Below are 20,879 nucleotides of genomic sequence, written 5' to 3'. Positions count from 1 at the left end.
CGGAGAACGGGGAGTTACGTGTTGTCGGGGAATCTCGTGAACGGCGTCACGCCGATCAGCTGTCCGCACGGTGGCCGGGTCGCGCCCGCCGCCTCCGCCCCGTCGTCCGGGGTCCGGATCGACGGCCACCCGGTGGCCACCGCCACCGCGCTCTACACGGTCGTCGGCTGCCGGCACCTGGTCGACGGGGTGCCGCACCCCTGCGCGACGGTGCGCTGGACGCCGGACCGCGGCGGTGTGCTCGTCGACGGCGCTCCGGTGCTGCTCGACCGTACGTCCGCGCTGTGCTTCAGCGCCGGCCTGGTGCCGCAGGGCCCGCCGGTCGTCACTTCGGCCGCGGGGGAGGCCGCGTCGCGATGAGGACCGTACGTACGGACGTCGCCTTCCCGTTCCGCGTCGACGGCCGCGGCCGCACCGCGCACGCGGCGGACGACGAGCATGTGCGCGATCTGATCGAGCAGTTGCTGTTCACCAGCCCGGGTGAGCGGGTGATGCGGCCGGACTTCGGCTGTGGGCTGCTGGATCTGGTCTTCACACCCAACAGCCCGGAGCTGGCGTCCGCGCTGGAGCTGTCGGTGCAGGCCGCGCTGCAGCGCTGGCTGGGCGAGCTGATCGAGGTGGAAGCGCTGGACGTGGTGAGCGAGGAGAACGTGGTCCGGGTGTATCTGCGGTACGTGGTGCGCTCCACCGGGAGCCGGCGCGACGAGGTCTTCGAGGGGAGCGGGCCGGCGTGAGGGAACGGATGATCTGCCGAACCGACGGCAGGCGCGCGAAGGTACGCGCCGCTCGGCTCGGCGGCGTGGACGCCGTCGAGGCCGGTGACGACGGGCTGACCCTGACGGTCACCTTTCTCGGGAAGGCCCCGGAGGGTCTCTGCCCGGAGAACGTCCGCATCGACGGGGGCCGCCGGATCACCGGCGTCGAAGCCGTCGAGGTGTCCGTGGAGCGCGAGGAGGACCCCGAGCTCGACGACCGGTTGTTCGTCACGCTCGACCGGACTGGGGACACCTCCGGCTACCGGCTCTCGATCGTGGACACGGATCCGTACGGACGGCCCGGCACGGAGCCCTTCCCCGGTTTCGACCAGCGGTACCACTCGGCCGAGTTCGCCTTCCTGCCCGACTGTCCGAGCCCGTTCGACTGCGTGGACGACCAGCCGGACGTCCCCGCCGCCGGACCGCCGGCGCCGGTCGTCGACTACACGGCGCGCGACTACGACTCGATCCGGGCCCTGATCCTGGACCGGCTGGCGCTGACGACGCCGGGCTGGGTCGAGCGCAACGCCGCCGACCTCGGCACGACCCTGGTCGAGATCCTCGCCCACACCGCCGACCGGATCAGCTACCAGCAGGACGCGGTGGCCACGGAGGCGTACCTCGACACGGCCCGCAGGCGGGTGTCCGTGCGGCGCCATGTACGGCTCATCGACTACGCGATGCACGACGGGGTCAACGCCCGCGCCTTCGTCGCGGTCGAGGCCGTACGCGAACTGACGCTGCCGCCCGGCACGTTCCGCTTCGCCGCCGTCGACGTGCGCTCCCTGAGGCCGCGTGACCGGCCGGAGATCGGCACCGTCGTCGACGACCGGGATCTCGCCGTGCTGGACGAGCGCGGCTCGGTGGAGGTGTTCGAGCCGGTGGTGGCGGCCGAGCCGCTGGTGCTGCGGCCCGCGCACAACACCGTCCGCTTCTGGACCTGGGGCGACGAGCTGTGCTCGCTGCCCAGGGGCGCGACCTCCGCCACCCTGCGGGACGAGTGGGCGGACGAGGAGTGCTCGGTGCGGGCGCTGGACGTGGCGCCGGGCGACCTGCTGCTCATCGAGGAGGTACGGGGGCCGCGGTCCGGCACTCCCGGCGACGCCGATCCGGCGCACCGGCAGGCGGTGCGCCTCACCTCCGTCACCCCGGTCGTGGACCGGCTGGCCGGCCGGCCGGTGCTGGAGGTCACCTGGGCGCAGGAGGACGCGCTCACGTTCCCCGTCTGTCTCTCGACACGCGGTGGCCCGGGCTGCGAGCCCGTCGAGGATGTGAGCGTGGCGCGGGGGAACGTCGTCCTCGTCGACCACGGCCGCTCCCTGGCCTTCGGCGGCGCGGCGCCGGAGACGGTGACCGTGCCTGGTGCGCCCGCCGTCGCGGGATCGTGCGATCCGTCCGGCTTCGGGTGCTGGGACAGTGACGCGGGCTATGCCACGGCCGCGCTCATCGACGCCCGGCTGGACCAGACGCGTTGCGGCCGTCTGCTGACCGCGGATCAGATACGGGAGCTGTTCACCGTCGTCGGCGAGGGCGCCACCACCCGCGCCGGTCTGGGTCTGGAACTGGCGGGCCGGCGGCGCGAGAAAGTGGTACCCGGCACCGCGTACGGCCAGGCGGAGGCGCTTCGCACCCTCCTCGCACAGGTCGTGTATCCGGGCCTCGCGCCACGTTTGCGGCCGGTGCTGGAGCGCTCCCCCGTGACCCAGTCCGTGCCGTTCCCCGAACCGCGTCATGTCTCGGCGGGTCAGGCCGGCCGGCTGGCCGCGATTCCGGGCCGGGTCAGGGGGCGTCTGGTCGCGCTGTGGCGCAGTGCCCGTGACCGCGACGGGCTCGACGAGCCGGAGATCGCGGAGCTGACCGTGCTGTTCGGGCTGCGGGTGCTGGAGCGTCTGGAGCTGCGCCGGCATCCGGTGCGGGCGCTGCGGGAGCTGCTGCACCGAGGTGAGCGGCTGCTCGCGGCGAAGGTGCGGCGTCTGCACGTGCTGACGGCCAGGGCGCGCGCGGGCGCGGTGCTCGACGGTTCCGTCGCCTGGGAGATCGCGCACAGCTGGGGGCCGGCGTACGCGGCCGGGCTGCATCCGGACGAGCCGGTGCTGCGGGGTCCCGCCACGGCGCTCGTCCAGGATCCGCGTGCCGCGCTGCCCGCGGTGACGATCACGGACGACGGCGGAGGATCGTGGCTGCCGAGGCGGGATCTGCTTCAGAGCGGTCCGCGCGATCGGCACTTCGTCGGTGAGCTGGAGGACGACGGGCGGATCGCGCTGCGCTTCGGGGACGGACGGCACGGCGCGCGGCCGCGGCCCGGGGCCCGGCTGGAGCTGCACCACCGGCTCGGCGGTGGCGTCGCGGGCAATGTCGGCGCGGAGGCCATCAACCATCTGGTGCTGCTCCGTGATCCCTCGGAGTCCGACGCGGGCGACCCGATGCCGGTGGCGGGGGTACGCAATCCACTTCCGGCCGTCGGCGGCACCGAACCCGAACCCCTGGAGCAGGTGCGCCAGTTGGCCCCACTGGATCTGAGGCGTTCCCGGCTGCGGGCCGTCACCGCGGAGGACTACGCGGCGCTGGCGGCGCGACTGCCGGGGGTGCAGCGGGCAGCCGCGGAGATCCGCTGGACGGGCAGCGTGCAGGAGGCGCACGTCGCCGTCGATGCGCTGGGGACCGCCGATCCGTCGCCCGAGTTGCTCGACTCGGTGGCGTACGGCCTGGAGAGCTACCGCAGGATCGGCCACGAACTGGTGGTCGGCCCGGCCCGGAACGTGCCGCTGGACATCGCGCTCGCGGTGTGCGCGGCGCCCGGCCACCAGCACGGGCAGATCCTCGCCGAGCTGTACCGGGTACTCGGCAGCCGCCGGCTGCCCGGCGGGCGGCTCGGCTTCTTCCACCCGGACGCGCTGACGTTCGGCGAGCCGGTGCGGCTGAGCCGGCTGGTGGCCGTGGCCGCGGCCGTGCAGGGCGTGGAGAGCGTGCGGGTGATCCGGCTGGCCCGGCTGTTCCACGGCTCCCCCGCCGAAGACACGAACGACATGGACGACGGTGCACTGGAGGCAGGCGTGCTGCGGCTCGGTCCGCTGGAGATCGCGCGTTGCGACAACGACCCCGACCGGCCCGAACTGGGCCGGCTGTCGATCGAGCTCGGTGGAGGTGTCCGATGAGCGGCTCCCGCGACTGCGGTTGCGGCTGCGGCGGTCACGACGAGCGCCGAGCGCCGCGTGCCCCTTTCAATCCGCCGGGCCGTACCGCCCTGGAGTACCGGGTCGGTGAGTACGGCTCGTTCCTGGCGGCCATGCTCGACCGGCTCGCCTCGCCCGCCTACCCGGCGCTGCGCGGTCTCACCGTCCGCACGCCCGACGATCCGTCGATCGGGCTGCTGGACGCCTGGGCCGTCGTGGGGGACCTGCTGACGTTCCACTCCGAGCGGATCGCGGACGAGGCGTATCTGCGCACCGCGGACGAGTACCGTTCACTGGCGCTCCTGGGGCGGCTCGTGGGACACCGGCCGCGGCCAGGCATCGCGGCGGACACCCATCTCGCGTACACGCTGGACCGTGATCCGCGGGCGGAGGACACACCGGTGCTGATTCCGCGTGGCGCGCGCGGCAACAGCGTGCCCGCCTCCGCCGGCGAGGAGTCACAGACGTTCGAGACCAGCGAGGACCTCACGGCCCGCTGGGCCTGGAACGAACTGGCCGTACGCAGGCGCCGCCCGGGTCTGCTCACCGCGGACGATCTGCGCGGACGCCCGGAGATATTCGTGTCCGGTACCGACACGTCGCTGCGGACCGGGGACAAGCTGCTGTTCGTCTTCGGCGGCGAGGCACCGGGCGGCCGGGAGACGTCCGGTGGCCAGGAGGCACCGGGGCAGCGGCTGTTGCTGCCGGTGGCGCGGGTCCGGATCGACCGGGACGATGAGGTGACGGTGATCGGACTGCCGCAGTCCGCGCCGCCGTCATTGACCGAGCTGATCGCCGAGCTGCGCCGGTGGATCACCGAGGACGCTCCGGAGACCGAGGACGGACCGGCCACTCCCGCCAACCCCAATCCCCGCCCCGTCAGCATGATCATCGAGGATTTCGACGTCCAGGTGCTGGCGCCGCTGCGGGCGGATCTGGACGGCATCGGGAGCGCCGGGGAGTTCGCGCGCCTGCTCGCCGATCCCCACGAGCGGCTCGCCGAGGCGCAGGCGGTCGCCGCCGCGTACGAGGAGGTCGCCGCCTGGTTCGAGCAGTTGGAGGCGGTGGTCGGTGAACTGCGCGAGCGGGCCGCCGACCTGGAACCCTCCCGGCCGGCACCGCACGCCCCCGGTGCCGGTACCGGTGGCTCCGCGGCGCTGCGGGCCCTCGGTGCCGTACTGCCCGCGCTGCGCAGCCGGGTGGTGAAGCCGCCGTCGCGGAATCCGGCGCGCCTCGCGGAAGGCCTGTTCGCACCCGGCTCCGACCTGGGCGCACAGCTGCTGTCGGCGCTCGACCCGAGGGTCGCGGACGGGATGTACGCGGCGTGGCGCCATGCGGCTCCTGCCGTACCGCCGTTGCTGCGTGAGCTGCAGGCGCTTCGGGTGACGGCCGCGCCGTTCGGGGCGACGGCCCCGCTCAAGGCGGTCCAGGACGAGCGCGGACGGGTGATCCGGCAGACGGACTGGCCGCTCGGCGGTTCGGCGCTGACCACGATGCGGGTGGTGTACGACACGGCGGGCCGGCTGCCGGTGCGTGCCGAGTTCCAGCATGTGGAGACCGGTGCGTCGGTACAGCTGTCGGAGAACCTGCCCGCGGAGAAGACCCTCCGGCTGGGTCCCGGTCAGGTGGTGCTGCAGACCCGGGTGGGCCAGGACCACGATCTGAGCTGGCTGACGAGGCGCCCTTCCGACTCCCAGGAGCCGGGAGTGACGGCCCGGTTCACGTCCGGGCTGCCCGAGCGGACCGTCTTCGTGTCCCGGCCCGCCGAGGACGGACGGGTCCATGTGGCCGTGCACAACGGCGAACCGCTCAACTGGCTGCTGGCTCCGGGTGAGCACCGTCAGGTCACGCACGGCGGCTTCGAGGTGACTGTGCGGTACGCGCCCGCCGGTGAGCCGCCGAACGTCGAGGTCGGCATCGCGACCGTCCCGGAGCAGGCCGACCTGCACGTCCTGCCGCTCGATTCCGTGCACGAGGGGATCGCCGTCGGCAGCTGGGTCGCGATCGAACGCCCGCGCAAGGGCGCGGAGGGCGGCGTCCCCGGCGACCCGAAGCTCGCCTTCGTCACCACCCGGGTGACCGCCGTACGCACCGCCGCCTACACCGACTTCGGCATCACGGGCCGCGGTAGCGAGCTCACGCTCGCCGACCCGTGGCTCGACGAGCACGATGTGCTGCTCTCCACGATCCGGGACGCCACCGTGCACGCGGGCGGCGAGCCGCTGCGTCCGGCAGGCGAGCCGCTCGGCGAGGACGTGCACGGCAATGAGCTCGAACTGGCCGAGTTGTACGACGGGTTGCGGCCCGGACGCCATCTGATCGTGTCGGGCGAGCGCACCGACGTGCCGAACACGGCGGGCGTCCGCGGCACCGAACTGGCCGTGATCGCCGCGGTGGAACAGCGGATCGACCCGCTGCTGCCGGGCGACCACGTCCATACGAAGCTGACGCTGACCGCGGACCTCGCCTACCGCTACCGCCGTGACTCCGTCCGCGTCCAGGGCAATGTCGTCCCGGCCACGCACGGTGAGAGCCGCGACGAGGCGATCGGCAGTGGCGACTCGGCGCGGACCAACCAGGTGTTCACGCTGTGGCAGTCCCCGCTGACCTGGCTGCCCGCGGCCAATCCGCTGGGGGCGACGCCGACACTGGAGATCCGTGTCGACGGGCTGCTGTGGCACGAGGTGGACAGCCTGGCCGGGCGTGGTCCCGGCGAGCGCGTGTACGTGTCGGGGACCGCCGGGGACGGGCGTACGACGGTGACGTTCGGGGACGGGGTGCACGGTGCCCGGCTGCCCACCGGGCACGAGAACGTCCGGGCACGGTACCGCTTCGGCACCGGGCGGGCCGCCAATGTCGCGGCGGACCGCATCACCCAGGCGGTCACCCGGCCGCTGGGCGTCACCGCGGTCACCAATCCGCAGCCGGCCACGGGCGGTGCGGACGCCGACGGCCCCGGGCTGACCAGGCGCACCATTCCGCTCGCGGTCTCCGCGCTCGACAGGCTGGTGTCGGTCAAGGACTACGAGGACTTCGCCCGCTCCCGGGCGGGCATCGGGCGGGCCTCGGCCCGCGAGGTGTTCGACGGGCGCCGGCGGGTGCTGCACGTGACGGTCGCCGGTGTGGACGACATCGCGATCGGGGCCGGTTCGGAGGTGCTGCGTGCGCTGCGCTCCTCGCTCGCCGAGTACGGCGACGCGCGGCTTCCGGTGCGGGTGGACGTACGGGAGTTGGTTCTGTTGCTGCTCTCGGCGCGGGTGAAGGTGGCCCCCGACCACACCTGGACGGTCGTCGAACCCCGGCTGCGGCAGGCACTGCTGCGGCGGTTCGGCGCAGGACGCAGGGAGCTGGGGGCTCCGGCCCGGCTGTCGGAGGTGCTGGCGACGGCGCATTCGGTACCGGGCGTGGACTACGTGGACGTGGACGTGTTCACCGGCGTTCCGGCGTCGGTCACGCCGGAGGAGCTGAGCCGCTTCGGCGCGCCGGAGGCGGCACGAACCGACACGGTCCCGGCGAGGCTCGCGGAGTACGACGAGGTGGTGCACCGCGTCACCGCCGACGGCGGGGAGACGCTCACGGAGGTCGCCACCCGGTACGGCGTCTCCCTGGCCGAACTGCTGCGGCTGAACGCCGACATCACGGACACCAGGCGGCTGGCCGGGGGCCGGGCGGTGTGCGTGTTCCGCGGGATCCGGCCCGCGCAGCTCGCCCTGCTGTCGCCGCAGGTCGCGGACACACTGATGCTGACGGAGGTCGTCTCATGAGCAGGGAACCGGACGGGCTCGCGGAGCTCCTTCCGCAGTGGCACCGGCTGCGCGACGCCGAGGGAGGGGAGCCACTGCGGGCGCTGCTCGCCGTGATCGCCGAACAGGCCGACCGGGTACGGGACGGTGTCGAGCAGAGCTACGAGGACCTGTTCGTGGAGACCGCGGCGCCGTGGGTGCTGCCCTATCTCGGCGATCTGGTCGGCTACACGCCGTTGCCCGGCTACGAGCGGGTCCCGGCCGGAGGTCTCGTGGCCGGGGCCGGCGGCGACTCCCGCGGCCGGCTCGCCGAGGCGCTCGCGCCGCGTCGCGACGTCGCCGCGACCGTCGCCGGCCGCAGGCGCAAGGGAACCCTCGCGCTGCTGGAGGAACTGGCGGAGTCGGTCGCCGGCTGGCCGTCGCGGGCCGTGGAGTTCTCCCGGCTCATGGCCGCGAACCAGCCGGTCGGGCTGTACGGTTCGGGCACGGCGGCCGTCAACGCGCGGCGGCTGGAGCGCGGCCGCCTCGCCGACGTACGCGAAGGGGCGGCGCTGGATCTGGCGGGCGGGCCGTTCGGGGCGATCGCCCGGTCGGTGGATGTGCGGCGGGCCGGCTCCGCCCGTACGCAGGGCGGCCACACCCCCGCCGGTGTCGGGCTGTTCGTCTGGCGGCTGAAGCCGTACCGGGTGACCCGGGCGCCCGCGTACTGCATCGACCGGGCCCGCAGCCTCTACACCTTCTCCATCCTCGGCAACGACGGCCCGCTGGTGACCAGGCCGGTGCCCGAACCGTCCGCCACGCATGTCGCCACGATCGACAACGTGCCCGCGTACATCCGCCGCCGGCAGCTCGCCGACCGGCTCGCGGACCACTACGGCCCCGGCAGGTCGTTCACCATCTGGCGCGACGGCCAGGACGAACCGGTGCCGATGTCGGACATCGTGGTGGCGGACCTGACGGACTGGCGCTACCGCCCCAAGCGGGGGCAGGTCGCGGTCGATCCGGTGCTCGGCCGGATCGCCTTCGGGTCGCGTTCGGCACCGCGGCAGGGCGTATGGGTCACGTACCACTACGCGTTCGCGGACGACATGGGCGGCGGCGAGTACCCGCGCGACCGTGAGACGCCGGCGTCCGCGAAGGTCTACCGGGTCGGCCCCGGCCAGACCTACCAGCGGATCATGGACGCGTACGGGGACTGGCGGGGCGACCGAAGGGCCGGGCGCTGCGGCCCGGACGGCATCATCGAGATCACGCACAGCGGCGCCTACCAGGAGCAGCTGGACTTCGACCTGGATCCCGGCGACCGGCTCCAGGTGCGTGCGGCCGAGGGCACCAGGCCCGTGGTCAGGCTGCTCGACTGGTACAGCAACCGGCCCGACGCGCTCAACATCCGCGCCCCGCAGGAGTGTTCGGACGACGCGCCGCGGATCGTGCTGGACGGACTGCTGGTCGCCGGGCGCGGCCTCAACGTGACGGGCCCCGTGGGCGCGGTCGTGCTGCGGCACTGCACGCTCGTACCGGGCTGGTCACTGGAGCCGGAGTGCGATCCCCACTCCCCCGAGGAACCGAGTCTGGTGCTGGAGCGGACCACCGCGTGCGTCCAGATCGAACGGAGCATCCTCGGCACGATCGAGGTGATCGGCGACGAGGTGGGCGACGACCCGCTGGACATCCACATCCGCGACAGCGTCCTGGACGCCACCGGCCACGACCGGGCGGCGCTGTCGGCCCCGGACTGCCGCCACGCGCACGCCGTGCTGCACGCGCACCGCACCACCGTCATCGGCGAGGTCCACACCCATGCGGTGCAGATCGCCGAGAACACCGTCTTCACCGGGCAGTTGCGGGTGGCCCGGCGTGGCATCGGCTGTCTGCGGTTCTCGTACGTGCCGCCCGGTTCGCGCACTCCGCGCCGGCACCGCTGCCAGCCGGACCTGGCGGGCCGTGAGACCGACCCGCTGGTGCGCCCGCTGTTCACCGGCGAGCGGTACGGCACTCCCGCGTACGGCCAGCTCGCGCACGGCTGCCACGACGCGATCCGGCGGGGCGCCGAGGACGCCTCCGAGATGGGCGCCTTCCACGATCTGTACCAGCCGCAGCGCCTGGACAGTCTGCGGGCGCGGCTCGCGGAGTACTCCCCGGCGGGCGCCGATGCCGGGATCTTCCCCGTCACCTGACACCACTCCCACCGACTGCCCGACCTGCCCGATCTTCGAGGGGGAACCCTTCCCATGCACGCAGACATCTCCCGCAGCACCTTCCGTCCCGACCGGCACTATGCGGCGGTCATCGCCCAGCAGGGCCGTGTCCAGCTGGACGCGGACGCCAACGAGCAGACGGCGATCCAGCTGGCGCGGGCCCGCGCCGTCGCGGCCGATCTGATCGGGCAGCACGGCGGCCCGGCCGGAGCGACCGGCTTCGCGCTGAGTTTCGAGGGCCGCGGTATCGAGCTCGACGATCTGACCATCGGGGGCGGCCGCTACTACGTGGACGGCATCGCGCTGGACGCGTCCCGCCCCGAGCCCGGTACCCCGGTCGACGACGCGCCGCCGGCCGACGGCGGCGACAAGGACGCGCCGACCGCTCCCGCGCCCCCGGCCACCTGGACGTACTGGGACCAGCCGGACGGCTACCGGGATCCGGAGCGGCCCGGGGACCGGCTGCCCACCCAGTTCCCGTATCTGGCCTATCTGAAGGTGTGGGAGCGTTCGGTCACCGCGGCCGAGGATCCGCTGCTGCGTGAGGTGGCGCTGGGCGCCGCCATGCCCGACACCGCGGCCCGGCTGAAGACGGTCTGGCAGGTGCTGCCGCTGGCCGGCTCGCAGCTGGAGCTGGACCCGGAGGACGGGGCGGACCAGGACAAGGGCAGGATCCGGGCGGCGTTCGCCAAGTGGGCGGCGGCGCAGGCCTCCACCGCGCGGATGGCGGCACGGAGCGAACGCCCCGACCACGCGGACGAAGACCCGTGCGTGCTGCGGCCCGACGCCCGCTACCGGGGCCCGGAGAACCAGCTGTACCGCGTGGAGATCCACGAGGGCGGCCCGGCCGACGGCGCGACGTTCAAGTGGTCGCGGGAGAACGGCTCCGTGACCTTCGCGGTCGACGCGCTCGACGGCACGTGGGTGGAGCTGGCCTCGCTCGGCAGCGACGACAAGCTCGATCTGAACGTGGGCGACCAGGTCGAGTTCGCCGACACCGCGTACATCAGCCGCGGTGAGCCGCTGCCGCTGCTGCGGGTGGAGGAGGTCGATCTGCCGGGCCGGCGGGTGCGGCTGTCCGCCGAGCCCGACCCGTCGGTCGGCCGGCGGCCCGAGCTCCATCCCTTCCTGCGGCGCTGGGACCATCGCGCGGGCTCCCGGCAGACGGCGGGAGCGGGCCGGGGCAAGCAGGGCGCGAAGGCGCGGGGCGGTGCGCTGCGCGTCGAGGAGGGCGGCTGGCTGTCGCTGGAGGACGGTGTCCAGGTGTACTTCGAGCCGGGCAGGACGTACCGCCCCGGCGACTTCTGGCTGGTCGCAGCGCGGACGGCGACGGGCGATGTGGAGTGGCCGACGGACGCGGCGCGCCGGCCGCTGCTGCGGTCCCCGGCCGGGGTCCGGGTGCACCACGCCCCGCTCGCCTGGGTGTGGGGCGAGGGCTCGGTCGCCGACCTGCGCCTCGCGTTCGGCCCGCTGGCGGGCCCGATCCCCGCGGCGAACGAGGAGGAGCTGGCGGCCGAGGCCGCGGCCGAGGAGGAGGCGGTCGCCGCGGAACGGGCCGCGACGGCCGGACCGCCGCCCGCCCTGCCGCCGGCGGGGAACGACCGGACACAGCCCGAGAACTGAGGCACCCGCCGGAAGGGAGCACCACGATGGCAACGCCGCTGACCGCCTCCACACTGCTCAAGGTCCTCCGTGACGAGGGCCTGCGTGTCGTCGAGCACCGGAGCTGGCGCACGCACAACCGCAATCACAAGGGCCCGTGGGGTCCTGTGCACGGGGTGATGATCCATCACACCGTGACGTCCGGGACGCAGAACTCCGTGGACATCTGTTACAACGGCCATTCGAGCCTGCCGGGGCCGCTGTGCCACGGAGTGATCGCCAAGGACGGCTCGGTCCACCTGGTCGGCAACGGCCGGGCCAACCATGCCGGGCTCGGCGACGACGACGTACTGCGCGCCGTGATCAACGAGTCCGCGCTGCCCGCCGACAACGAGGCGAACACCGACGGCAATCGCTACTTCTACGGCTTCGAGTGCGTCAACCTCGGCAACGGCAGCGATCCTTGGCCGGCGGCCCAGCTGGAGGCGATCGAGAAGGCGGCTGCGGCGATCTGCCGGGCGCACGGCTGGTCGCACCGCTCGGTGATCGGGCACAAGGAATGGCAGCCGGGGAAGATCGATCCGCGTGGTTTCACGATGGACTCGATGCGGGGCAGGATCCGCGAGCGCCTCGGCGGCCGGCCGGACGGCCCGCCGAAGCCGCCGCCCCCGAAGCCGTCGACGCCCCACGAACCGTTCCCCGGGGCCGCGTTCTTCGCGCCGGGCCGGCGCAGCGCCGTCATCACGGCGATGGGCAAGCGGCTGGTGGCGGAGGGCTGCGGTCGGTACGAGGTGGGTCCGGGGCCGGAGTGGACCGAGGCCGACCGGGCGTCGTACGCGGCCTGGCAGCGCAAGCTCGGCTACTCGGGGAGCGCCGCCGACGGCATTCCCGGGAAGGCGAGCTGGGACCGGCTGAAGGTGCCCAACGTCTGAGCCGTGACGGGCGCCGCGGGCGCGTGAACGGGTCCGCCCCGGTCGGTGGTGAACCGGCCGGGGCGGAACGCGTACGGACGCGGGACGTCCCGCCCGCGTGGGCGGGACGTCCTGTCGCGGGACCCCGGCCTCGGCCGAGGGTCGCGAGCGAGCCTCAGCCGAGGGTCGCGAGCGCCTGGTTGAGGGTCTTCGACGGACGCATGACCGCCGCCGCCTTGGTCACGTCGGGCTGGTAGTAGCCGCCGATGTCGGCCGGCGAGCCCTGGACGGCGATCAGCTCGTCGACGATCGTCTTCTCCTGCTCGGTCAGCGTCTTGGCCAGCGGCCCGAACGCCTCCGCGAGCTGGGCGTCGTCGGTCTGCTTCGCCAGCTCCTGGGCCCAGTACAGCGCCAGGTAGAAGTGGCTGCCGCGGTTGTCGATGCCGCCCACACGGCGCGTCGGCGACTTGTCCTCGTTGAGGAAGGTGGCCGTCGCGCGGTCGAGCGTGTCGGCGAGGACCTGGGCGCGCGCGTTGCCCGTGGTCGTCGCAAGGTGCTCGAAGCTGGCCGCCAGCGCGAAGAACTCGCCGAGGCTGTCCCAGCGCAGGTAGTTCTCCTTGACGAGCTGCTGGACGTGCTTGGGCGCGGAGCCGCCGGCGCCGGTCTCGAACAGTCCGCCGCCGTTCATGAGCGGGACGACGGAGAGCATCTTGGCGCTGGTGCCCAGCTCCAGGATGGGGAACAGGTCCGTCAGGTAGTCACGGAGCACGTTGCCGGTGACGGAGATCGTGTTCTCGCCGCGGCGGATGCGCTCCAGGGAGAAGCGGGTCGCCTCGACCGGCGACTTGATCTCGATCTGCAGGCCCTCGGTGTCGTGCTCCCGCAGGTACTCCTCGACCTTGGCGATGAGGTTCGCGTCGTGGGCGCGCTCCTGGTCCAGCCAGAAGACGGCCGGGTCGCCGGTGGCGCGGGCGCGGGTGACGGCGAGCTTGACCCAGTCGCGGATCGGCGCGTCCTTCGTCTGGCAGGCGCGGAAGATGTCGCCCGCGGAGACGGCCTGCTCCAGCACGGTGTTCCCGGCCCGGTCGACCAGGCGGACGGTACCGGTGTGCTGGATCTCGAAGGTCTTGTCGTGGCTGCCGTACTCCTCGGCCTTCTGCGCCATGAGTCCGACGTTCGGCACCGAGCCCATCGTGGCGGGGTCGAAGGCGCCGTTGGCGCGGCAGTCGTCGAGGACGACCTGGTAGACGCCGGCGTAGCTGCTGTCGGGCAGCACGGCGAGGGTGTCGGCCTCCTGGCCGTCGGGGCCCCACATGTGGCCGGAGGTGCGGATCATGGCCGGCATGGAGGCGTCGACGATGACGTCGCTCGGGACGTGCAGGTTGGTGATGCCGCGATCGGAGTCGACCATGGCCAGCGCCGGGCCCTCGGCCAGCTCGGCCTCGAAGGACGCCTTGATCGCGGCGCCCTCGGGCAGGGACTCGGCGCCCTTGAGGATGCCGCCGAGGCCGTCGTTCGGGGTGAGGCCGGCCGTCGCGAAGGTCTCGCCGAACCGGGCGAAGGTCTTCGGGAAGAAGGCGCGGACCACGTGGCCGAAGACGATCGGGTCGGAGACCTTCATCATCGTGGCCTTCAGGTGGACCGAGAAGAGCACGTCCTCGGCCTTGGCCCGCGCGACCTGCTCGCTGAGGAACTCGCGCAGCACGGCGACACGCATGACGGAGGCGTCCACGACCTCGCCGGCGAGCACGGGCACGGACTCGCGCAGCACGGTGGTGGTGCCGTCGTCGCCGACCAGCTCGATGCGCAGGGCGCCGTCCTCGGCGATGACCGCGGACTTCTCGGTGGAACGGAAGTCGTCGGCCGTCATGTGCGCGACGTTGGTCTTCGAGTCGGCCGACCAGGCGCCCATGCGGTGCGGGTGCGTCTTGGCGTAGTTCTTGACCGACGCGGGGGCGCGGCGGTCGGAGTTGCCCTCACGCAGGACCGGGTTGACGGCGCTGCCCTTGACCTTGTCGTAGCGGGCGCGGATGTCGCGCTCCTCGTCGGTCCTGGGGTCGTCCGGGTAGTCCGGCAGCGCGTAGCCCTGCTCCTGCAGCTCGGCGATCGCGGCCTTCAGCTGCGGGATCGAGGCTGAGATGTTCGGCAGCTTGATGATGTTCGCGCCCGGCGTCTTGGCCAGCTCACCGAGCTCGGCGAGCGCGTCGCCGATGCGCCGGTCCTCGTCCAGGTACTCGGGGAAGCCGGAGATGATCCGTCCCGCCAGGGAGATGTCACGGGTCTCCACGGCGACTCCGGCCGTCGAGGCGTACGCCTGGACCACCGGCAGGAACGAATACGTCGCCAGGGCCGGGGCCTCGTCAGTGTGGGTGTAGATGATGGTCGAGTCAGTCACCGGTGCTCCGCTCTCCACGTCTGCAACATTGCTCGACATCAAGATATCTCGGTACGGCTCCCCTCTCGACAGGGCCCTGCCCCTCGGGCCGTGACCGGCTCAGCGCAGGCGATCGGTGAGCGGCAGGCACTGCTCGGACCAGACGGTCTTGCCTTCACGGGTGTAGCGGCTGCCCCAGCGGTGCGAGAGCTGGGCGACGAGATACAGCCCGCGGCCGCCCTCCTCCGACGTCCGTGCCCGGCGCATCCTCGGCTGGGTGTTGCTGGGGTCGGACACCTCGCATGTCAGGACATCCGTACGAATGAGCCGGAGCCGTACGGGACCACCGGCGTAGCGGATGGCGTTGGTGACGAGCTCACTGGCGACGAGTTCGGTGGTGAAGGCCAGCTCGTCGAGGTCCCACCGGGACAGCTGCTCCAGCACCAGATGGCGCGCCCGGCCGACGAGCGCCGGGTCGGCTTCGAGCTGCCAGGTCGCGGTGGCGTCGGGGGGCACGACCCGGGTACGGGCCAGCAGGAGCGTGACGTCGTCGCTGAGCCGGCCCGGCGGCAGATCGCTGACGATGTCGTGGCGGGCCTGCCGCAGTGGCCGCTCCAGTACCTCCGCGCGCACCAGGCGGTCGGCCAGGTCCTGCATCCCCTCGTCGATGTCGCCCTCTCCGCGCTCGATCAGGCCGTCGGTGTAGAGGGCGAGGACGCTGCCCGGGGCCAGATCGCGTTCCGTCGTCTCGAACGGCCAGCCGCCGACCCCGAGCGGCGGTCCGGGGCTCAGCTGGACGTACTCCACCGTGCCGTCGGGGCCGACGACCGCGGGCGGGGGATGCCCGGCGCTCGCCATGACGCACTGCCGGGCGACCGGGTCGTAGACGACGTACAGACAGGTGGCGCCGGCCGGGCCGGACGGCACGGGGATGTCCCCGTCGCCGCTCTCCGCCTCCCAGGTGTCCGCCTCGGCGGACACTTGGAGGACCAGGTCGTCCAGGTGCACCAGGAGTTCCTCGGGTTCCAGGTCGAGGTCGGCCAGGGCGCGTACGGCACTGCGCAGGCGCCCCATCATCGCGGTGGCGTGCAGACCGTGACCTGCCACGTCCCCGACGACCAGGGCGACACGGGCCGACGACAGCGGGATGACGTCGAACCAGTCGCCGCCCACACCGCTGTCGGAGTCGGCGGGCAGATACGCGCCGGCGGTCTCCAGGGCGGGCCTCTCCGAGGTCGCCGGCGGAAGGAGGCTGCGCTGGAGACCCAGGGCCGTGCGGCGCTCCTTGGTGAACCGGCGGGCGTTGTCCACGGCGAGCGCGGAGCGGGTGGCGATCTCCTCCAGGAGTTCCAGGTCGTCCTCGTCCAGGGCCGGACGGCTCCCGGTACGCCACAGCAGGAGCCGGCCGAACATGGTGCCGCGTGCGTACAGCGGCGCGGCCATCGCCGAGTGCGCGCCGGGTACGGCGCCTGCCCAGTCCGGGGGCGCGCCGCCGGCCGGCGTCGGGGCGTCCTGGTCGAGCCTGATCAGCACGCCCTGGCCGTCCCGCGCGGGGGCGTCCGGAGCGGGGGCGTCCGGAGATGGGGCGTCCAACGCAGGGGCATCCGGAGATGGGGCGTCCAACGCGGGGGCGTCCGGGGCAAGGGGCACGTCCGCGACGGGGAGGGACGGGACGTCCGCGACATGCGCGGTGCCCGAGCGCAGTACGCCGGATTCCCCTCCGGCGACGGCCATCCTCAGCAGCACGAGCGCGTGCCGCCCGTCCGCCGGCGGTTCGCCACCGGTCAGCACGGTCTCCGCGAGGTCCACGGCGGCACAGTCCCCGAACGCCGGCGTGAGGACGCCGGCCAGGTCCTCCACGGTGCGCATCACGGACAGGGACCCGCTCATCGCTTCGGTGGCGCGGTAGAGGAGCTCGAGGCGGCCACTCGCCCGCACGTGGTCGGTGACATCGGTGAAGACGGTCGCCACACCCATCGGACGGCCCTCGGACCCCTGGAGCCGGAAGGCCGAGAGGGACAGGTCACGGCCGCCCAGGGGGTCGTCCAGGGTACGGGCGAAGACGTTGAAGGCGATGAGCGGAGTCCCGCTGCGCAGGACTTCCCGGAGCCGCTCGTCGATGGCCCGGGCGTCCTCGGCACGCAGGAAGTCGTCCAGGCGCCGGCCCGCCAGATCGACGGGCACACCGGTGAACGGCAGCAGGTGCGAGTTGGTCCGCTGCAGCCGCAGGCTCCCGTCGAACACGGCCAGACCCACCCTGCCCTGCAGGAACAGCTCCTGGGTGAAGGCGTGGTCCTGCCGCCACTTGGCGACCAGGTCCGCGGGAGCTCCGATCACGAGGCAGCGTGCCGCGCTCTCGCGCCGGCCGTCGTGCAACGGAAGGACGCGGAACCCGATCGCCAGGTCACGTCCCGAGCCGTGCCGGAGAGTGGCCTGCCCCTCCCAGCCCTCCCGCGTCCTGCGGGCCAGTACGGCTCCCCAGCTGCTCGCGTCCGCCAGCAGGTCCCGGACCGGGCGGCCGCACACGTCGGTGGAGCGCCGCTCCAGCAGCGCTTCCGCCGCCGGCGTCCAGGCCAGGATCGTCCCGGCGTCGTCCAGCAGGGCCGCGGCCGTGTTGGCGACGGCGAAGGGGTAGTCCTGATCGGTTTCCATGGCGCGCATGCGGGCTCGTCCGTCCACCGTTCCAGCCGCTCTCATGATGGTCCACGTCCCTCACCGGGGCCAGGGGCGCTACGCCGACCGGCGCGGGAGACGTCTGGCGAGCAGCACCGCCACGTCGTCCTGCGCCGCTGCGGGCAGCAGCCGGCCGATGACCCGGTCACAGATCTCGTCGAGCGGACGGTCGAGTTGCGTCAGGGCCCGGGCGAGCTGGCGCATGCCCTCGTCGACGTCCCTGTCGCGGGCCTCGATCAGACCGTCCGTGTAGAGCACCAGCAGTGCCCCGGGGGCCAGCGTCACCCGCTCGGTCCGGAATTCCGCACCGCCCGCGCCCAGGGGCGTGCCGGGAGGGCCGTGGAGGAACACGACCTCTCCCCCGGCGCCGACCACGGCCGGCGGCGGATGCCCGGCCCGGGCGATCAGACAGTCGCCGGACGCCGGATCGTGGACGGCGTAGACGCAGGTCGCCATCTCGTTCTCGCCGAGGTCGGCCACCGCCGCGTCGAGGGAGCACAGCATCTCGGCCGGGGGGATGTGGTGCCGTGCGAGCGTGCGCACCGCTGTGCGCAGCTGCCCCATGACGGCTGCCGCGTGGATTCCGTGGCCCATGACATCGCCGATCACGAGCCCGGTTCTGCCGTCGGGCAGCGCGATGACGTCGAACCAGTCGCCGCCGACCTCGTGGTCACTGGCGGGGAGGTAGCACCCGTTGAGCTCCAGGCCGGTCACCGCGGGCAGCGTGCTGCTCGTCAGGCTGCGCTGAAGGGTCAGGGCCGCCTCCCGCTGGCTGGTGTACATGAGGGCGTTGTCGATGTTCAGCGCCGCTCTGGCGACCAGCTCGTCGATGAGTACCCGGTCCTGTTCGTCGAACGGTTCACGGCCGTGGGTGCGTGTCAGTACGACTCCGCCGAGGACCTTGCCGCGGGCGAGGAGCGGGATGAGCCGGGCGCAGGCGATGCGGTCGGCGAAGTACGTACGCAGCGGTTCGCCCTGCGGACCGGGGAACAGCGTGGGCAGATCGCTCAGACAGAGGTTCAAGGGGCGTCCCTCGGCGATGACCCGCTGGTACACCGAGCCGATCGGCACCTGGAAGGTCATGCCCACGCCCAGTTTCGCGGTGGGAGCGTCCGGGTCGGGGAACACGGCGGCCATCCGGCGCACCACGCCCTGGCTGGACGCTGCGGCCTCGTCGGGGCCGAGCACTTCCTCCAGCAGTTGCACGTCGGCCGAGTCGGCCACCCTCGGCACCAGCATCTCCACCACCTCCTCGGCGGTCTGCCGCAGGTCCAGCGTCGTCCCGATGCGCGCTCCGGCCTCGGCCAGCACGGCGAAGCGCTCCTGGGCCCGGTCGGCCCGGGAGCGGGCCTCCTCCTGGTCGCTGATGTCGATCAGGGAGGCGATGAGTCCCAGGCTCCGGCCGGCGCCGTCGAGGAGCGGGGCGAAGGAGCAGGACCACATACGGTCGCGTCCGGGATCGGCCGGCGTGCGACCGGTGCCCCGTACGTCCACCACCGCCTCACCGTGGTCCAGGACGTCGCGCATGAGCGCTTCGAGTGCCTCGACGTTGACCCCCGGGACGACCTCGGTGGGCCGCTTGCCGAGGTGGTGGGCGGCGGGGAAGCCGTTCATCCGCGCGAGCGCGTCGTTGACCCGCAGATAGCGCAGATCGGGCCCGAGGATGGCGAGCCCGATGGGTGACTGGGTGAAGAGGCCCTCCAGGGCGGCCAGTGAGGACCGCATGCTCCGGACCGCGGAGGTCTCCATGGCGATGACCATGACCCCCATCTCCCCCTGGGGATCGGCGGAGGGGCAGATCCACATCTCCATCGGCACGAAGTGTCCGTCGCGGTGCCGCACCGGGAGCGTGCCGACCACGGCCTCTCCGGCCAGGACCCGCTGCTCCAGCTGCACGGCCAGGTCCCAGTTGGCCTCCGGCACCAGGGCCGGGACGACGTGTCGGCCCAGCAATTCCTCCGGCGTGTGGCCGAGCAGGTCCTGGGCCGCGAGCGACCACTCCACGAGACGCCCCTGGCCGTCGGTCCGCCAGAGCGCGACGGGGAGCAGTTCACGGAGCACACCCGCGTACCCGACCGCCGTCAGCGGCTGGTCCGGCAGTTCGCTCGTCGGCTCCTGAGTGTCCACGCAACGGCCTAACGCATCACCGGTGCAGCGATCGGGTGCATTTACTAAGAAATCACCTTATCCAAGGCTCTGTCACGGTCAACAAGAGCTCAGGGGGCACCGGCGAGGGGCACAGGCCAGGCCCGAGCGTCGCGGCGGCGGCCGTGGGGCACGCCCACGTGCCCCACGGCCGCCCGCCCGGAAGAGGCCCGAGCCGGCTCGCCGGTCACACCTTCTCGAAGACCATGCGCAGCGCCGTGTAGCGCCGCTCGCGCAGGAACTTCAGAGCCGTGCGCTGCTCCCTGATGATGTCGGAAACCGCGTTCGCGCCGATGAGTTCGGCACCCCGGACGCGGTTGGCCTGCGCCCGCTCCAGCCAGGCACCGACGGTCGCCAGGCCGTCCTCCGGGTCGCTGCGCACCTCCATGACGCTGAACAGTCCCCGGCCGGCCTCGGTCAGCTCGGCCCGCGTCGGAAGGAAGCACTGCGGGAACACCTTGCGCGAGGCGTGCATGCCCTCGCGAAGGTTGTTGAAGCCGTCGTGAATGTCCTTGAGACCGAGCCGGTTTCTGCCGGCGCCCGGCTCGGCCTGCGCGGCCAGCACGCGCGGCGGCAGTACGAGGGACGAGAGCCAGCCACTGCCGTTCCAGGCGTTGGCCTGCAACGAAACCCGGCCGCCCGGTCGCAGCCAGGAATGGCAGCGCTCGAAGAATGTGCGATAGCGGGCAATGCGCTTGCTCCGCCACATGGTGGTTCCCGCGAAATGCTCGATCGCCTCGATGGCGATAATGGCGTCGTAGGAGGCGTCCGGCTCGTGGTCGAACCAGTTCTCGACGCGGATTTCGCAGTTCGGCCATCCCTTGTCGCGGATCCAGGCCGCCTGCCCCGGACTCATCGTGAGGCCCACGACATGGCCCACCTGGTGGTTCTCCACCAGTCGCTGCATGAGGCTGCCCCAGCCGCATCCGACGTCGAGCACCCGCTCGGCACCTGTGGCCCGGGCGGCGGCGGCATGATGGTCGAGTTTGCGCAACTGGGCCGATTCGAGCGTGTCCCCGTCCTCCCACATCGCGTAGGAGTAGACGAGTTCCGGGCCGAGTGTCAGTCGGTAGAATTCGCCGAGGAAATCGTACTGATGGCGGATCGCCTCGGACGAGGTGCCCTTGTAGACGGAAGTTCTTTTCGACCCGATCAACACACTCACCTGCCTGCCGATTCGGTGCGCGAGATCTGAATGAGCATTCAGAGCCGGCGCTCAGAAAGCGCGCGCTATCCACTCATATTAGCTGCGGGCAACGAATCGGGCACGCTGAGTTCCGAGGGCTGCGGAAGGCGACCCACCCG

At 72.6% G+C, this 20,879-nt stretch carries 11 protein-coding genes; 7 read left to right on the top strand and 4 right to left on the bottom strand.

Translation table 11 applies throughout. From position 1 onward, the window contains the following. Positions 1–18: 18 nt before the first annotated feature. The 7 genes from ACIQMR_RS20115 to ACIQMR_RS20085 are packed head-to-tail and all read left to right on the top strand — an operon-like array spanning position 19 to position 12,403. Positions 19–360 (top strand): hypothetical protein, encoded by a 342-nt coding sequence (locus ACIQMR_RS20115; RefSeq protein WP_401388745.1) that lies wholly within the window; start codon positions 19–21, stop codon positions 358–360. Beyond that, positions 357–734 (top strand): GPW/gp25 family protein, encoded by a 378-nt coding sequence (locus ACIQMR_RS20110; RefSeq protein ID WP_401388742.1) that lies wholly within the window; start codon positions 357–359, stop codon positions 732–734. Before ACIQMR_RS20115 ends, ACIQMR_RS20110 begins: the two co-directional genes overlap by 4 nt. An 8-nt stretch (positions 735–742) precedes the next feature. Then, a complete protein-coding gene (locus ACIQMR_RS20105; RefSeq protein WP_401388739.1) occupies positions 743–3,910 on the top strand; it encodes a putative baseplate assembly protein in 3,168 nt (1,055 codons plus the stop codon). Continuing rightward, a complete protein-coding gene (locus ACIQMR_RS20100; protein ID WP_401388736.1) occupies positions 3,907–7,692 on the top strand; it encodes a putative baseplate assembly protein in 3,786 nt (1,261 codons plus the stop codon). Before ACIQMR_RS20105 ends, ACIQMR_RS20100 begins: the two co-directional genes overlap by 4 nt. Further along, on the top strand, positions 7,689–9,848 hold the full coding sequence (locus ACIQMR_RS20095; RefSeq protein ID WP_401388733.1) for a hypothetical protein: 2,160 nt from the start codon (positions 7,689–7,691) through the stop codon (positions 9,846–9,848). The genes ACIQMR_RS20100 and ACIQMR_RS20095 overlap by 4 nt, the downstream gene beginning before the upstream one ends. A 54-nt stretch (positions 9,849–9,902) precedes the next feature. Then, the gene (locus tag ACIQMR_RS20090; protein WP_401388730.1) at positions 9,903–11,492 is read left to right on the top strand and encodes a DUF6519 domain-containing protein; all 1,590 of its coding nucleotides are present in this window, start codon (positions 9,903–9,905) and stop codon (positions 11,490–11,492) included. Positions 11,493–11,518: 26 nt separating this feature from the next. Beyond that, entirely contained in the window at positions 11,519–12,403 is an 885-nt protein-coding gene (locus ACIQMR_RS20085; RefSeq protein WP_266376902.1) for a peptidoglycan-binding protein, read from the top strand. A 154-nt stretch (positions 12,404–12,557) separates the two neighbouring features. Here ACIQMR_RS20085 and ACIQMR_RS20080 read toward each other — a convergent pair whose 3' ends face one another. The 4 genes from ACIQMR_RS20080 to ACIQMR_RS20065 form a co-directional block, all read right to left on the bottom strand. Beyond that, on the bottom strand, positions 12,558–14,777 hold the full coding sequence (locus tag ACIQMR_RS20080; RefSeq protein ID WP_401388727.1) for an NADP-dependent isocitrate dehydrogenase: 2,220 nt from the start codon (positions 14,775–14,777) through the stop codon (positions 12,558–12,560). Between the two features lie 99 nt (positions 14,778–14,876). After that, entirely contained in the window at positions 14,877–17,408 is a 2,532-nt protein-coding gene (locus ACIQMR_RS20075; protein WP_401388725.1) for a SpoIIE family protein phosphatase, read from the bottom strand. Positions 17,409–17,486: 78 nt separating this feature from the next. Further along, entirely contained in the window at positions 17,487–19,556 is a 2,070-nt protein-coding gene (locus ACIQMR_RS20070; protein ID WP_401388723.1) for a SpoIIE family protein phosphatase, read from the bottom strand. A 205-nt stretch (positions 19,557–19,761) separates the two neighbouring features. After that, positions 19,762–20,733, bottom strand: a complete 972-nt coding sequence (locus ACIQMR_RS20065) for an SAM-dependent methyltransferase (protein ID WP_401388898.1) — start codon at positions 20,731–20,733, stop codon at positions 19,762–19,764. Positions 20,734–20,879: the final 146 nt, after the last annotated feature.

This window comes from Streptomyces sp. NPDC091376 (assembly GCF_044757085.1).
Taxonomy (GTDB): Bacteria; Actinomycetota; Actinomycetes; order Streptomycetales; family Streptomycetaceae; genus Streptomyces; species Streptomyces pratisoli.
Note: the sequence above shows the minus strand (reverse complement) of the source record. Positions and strands in the feature narration are given on the sequence as shown.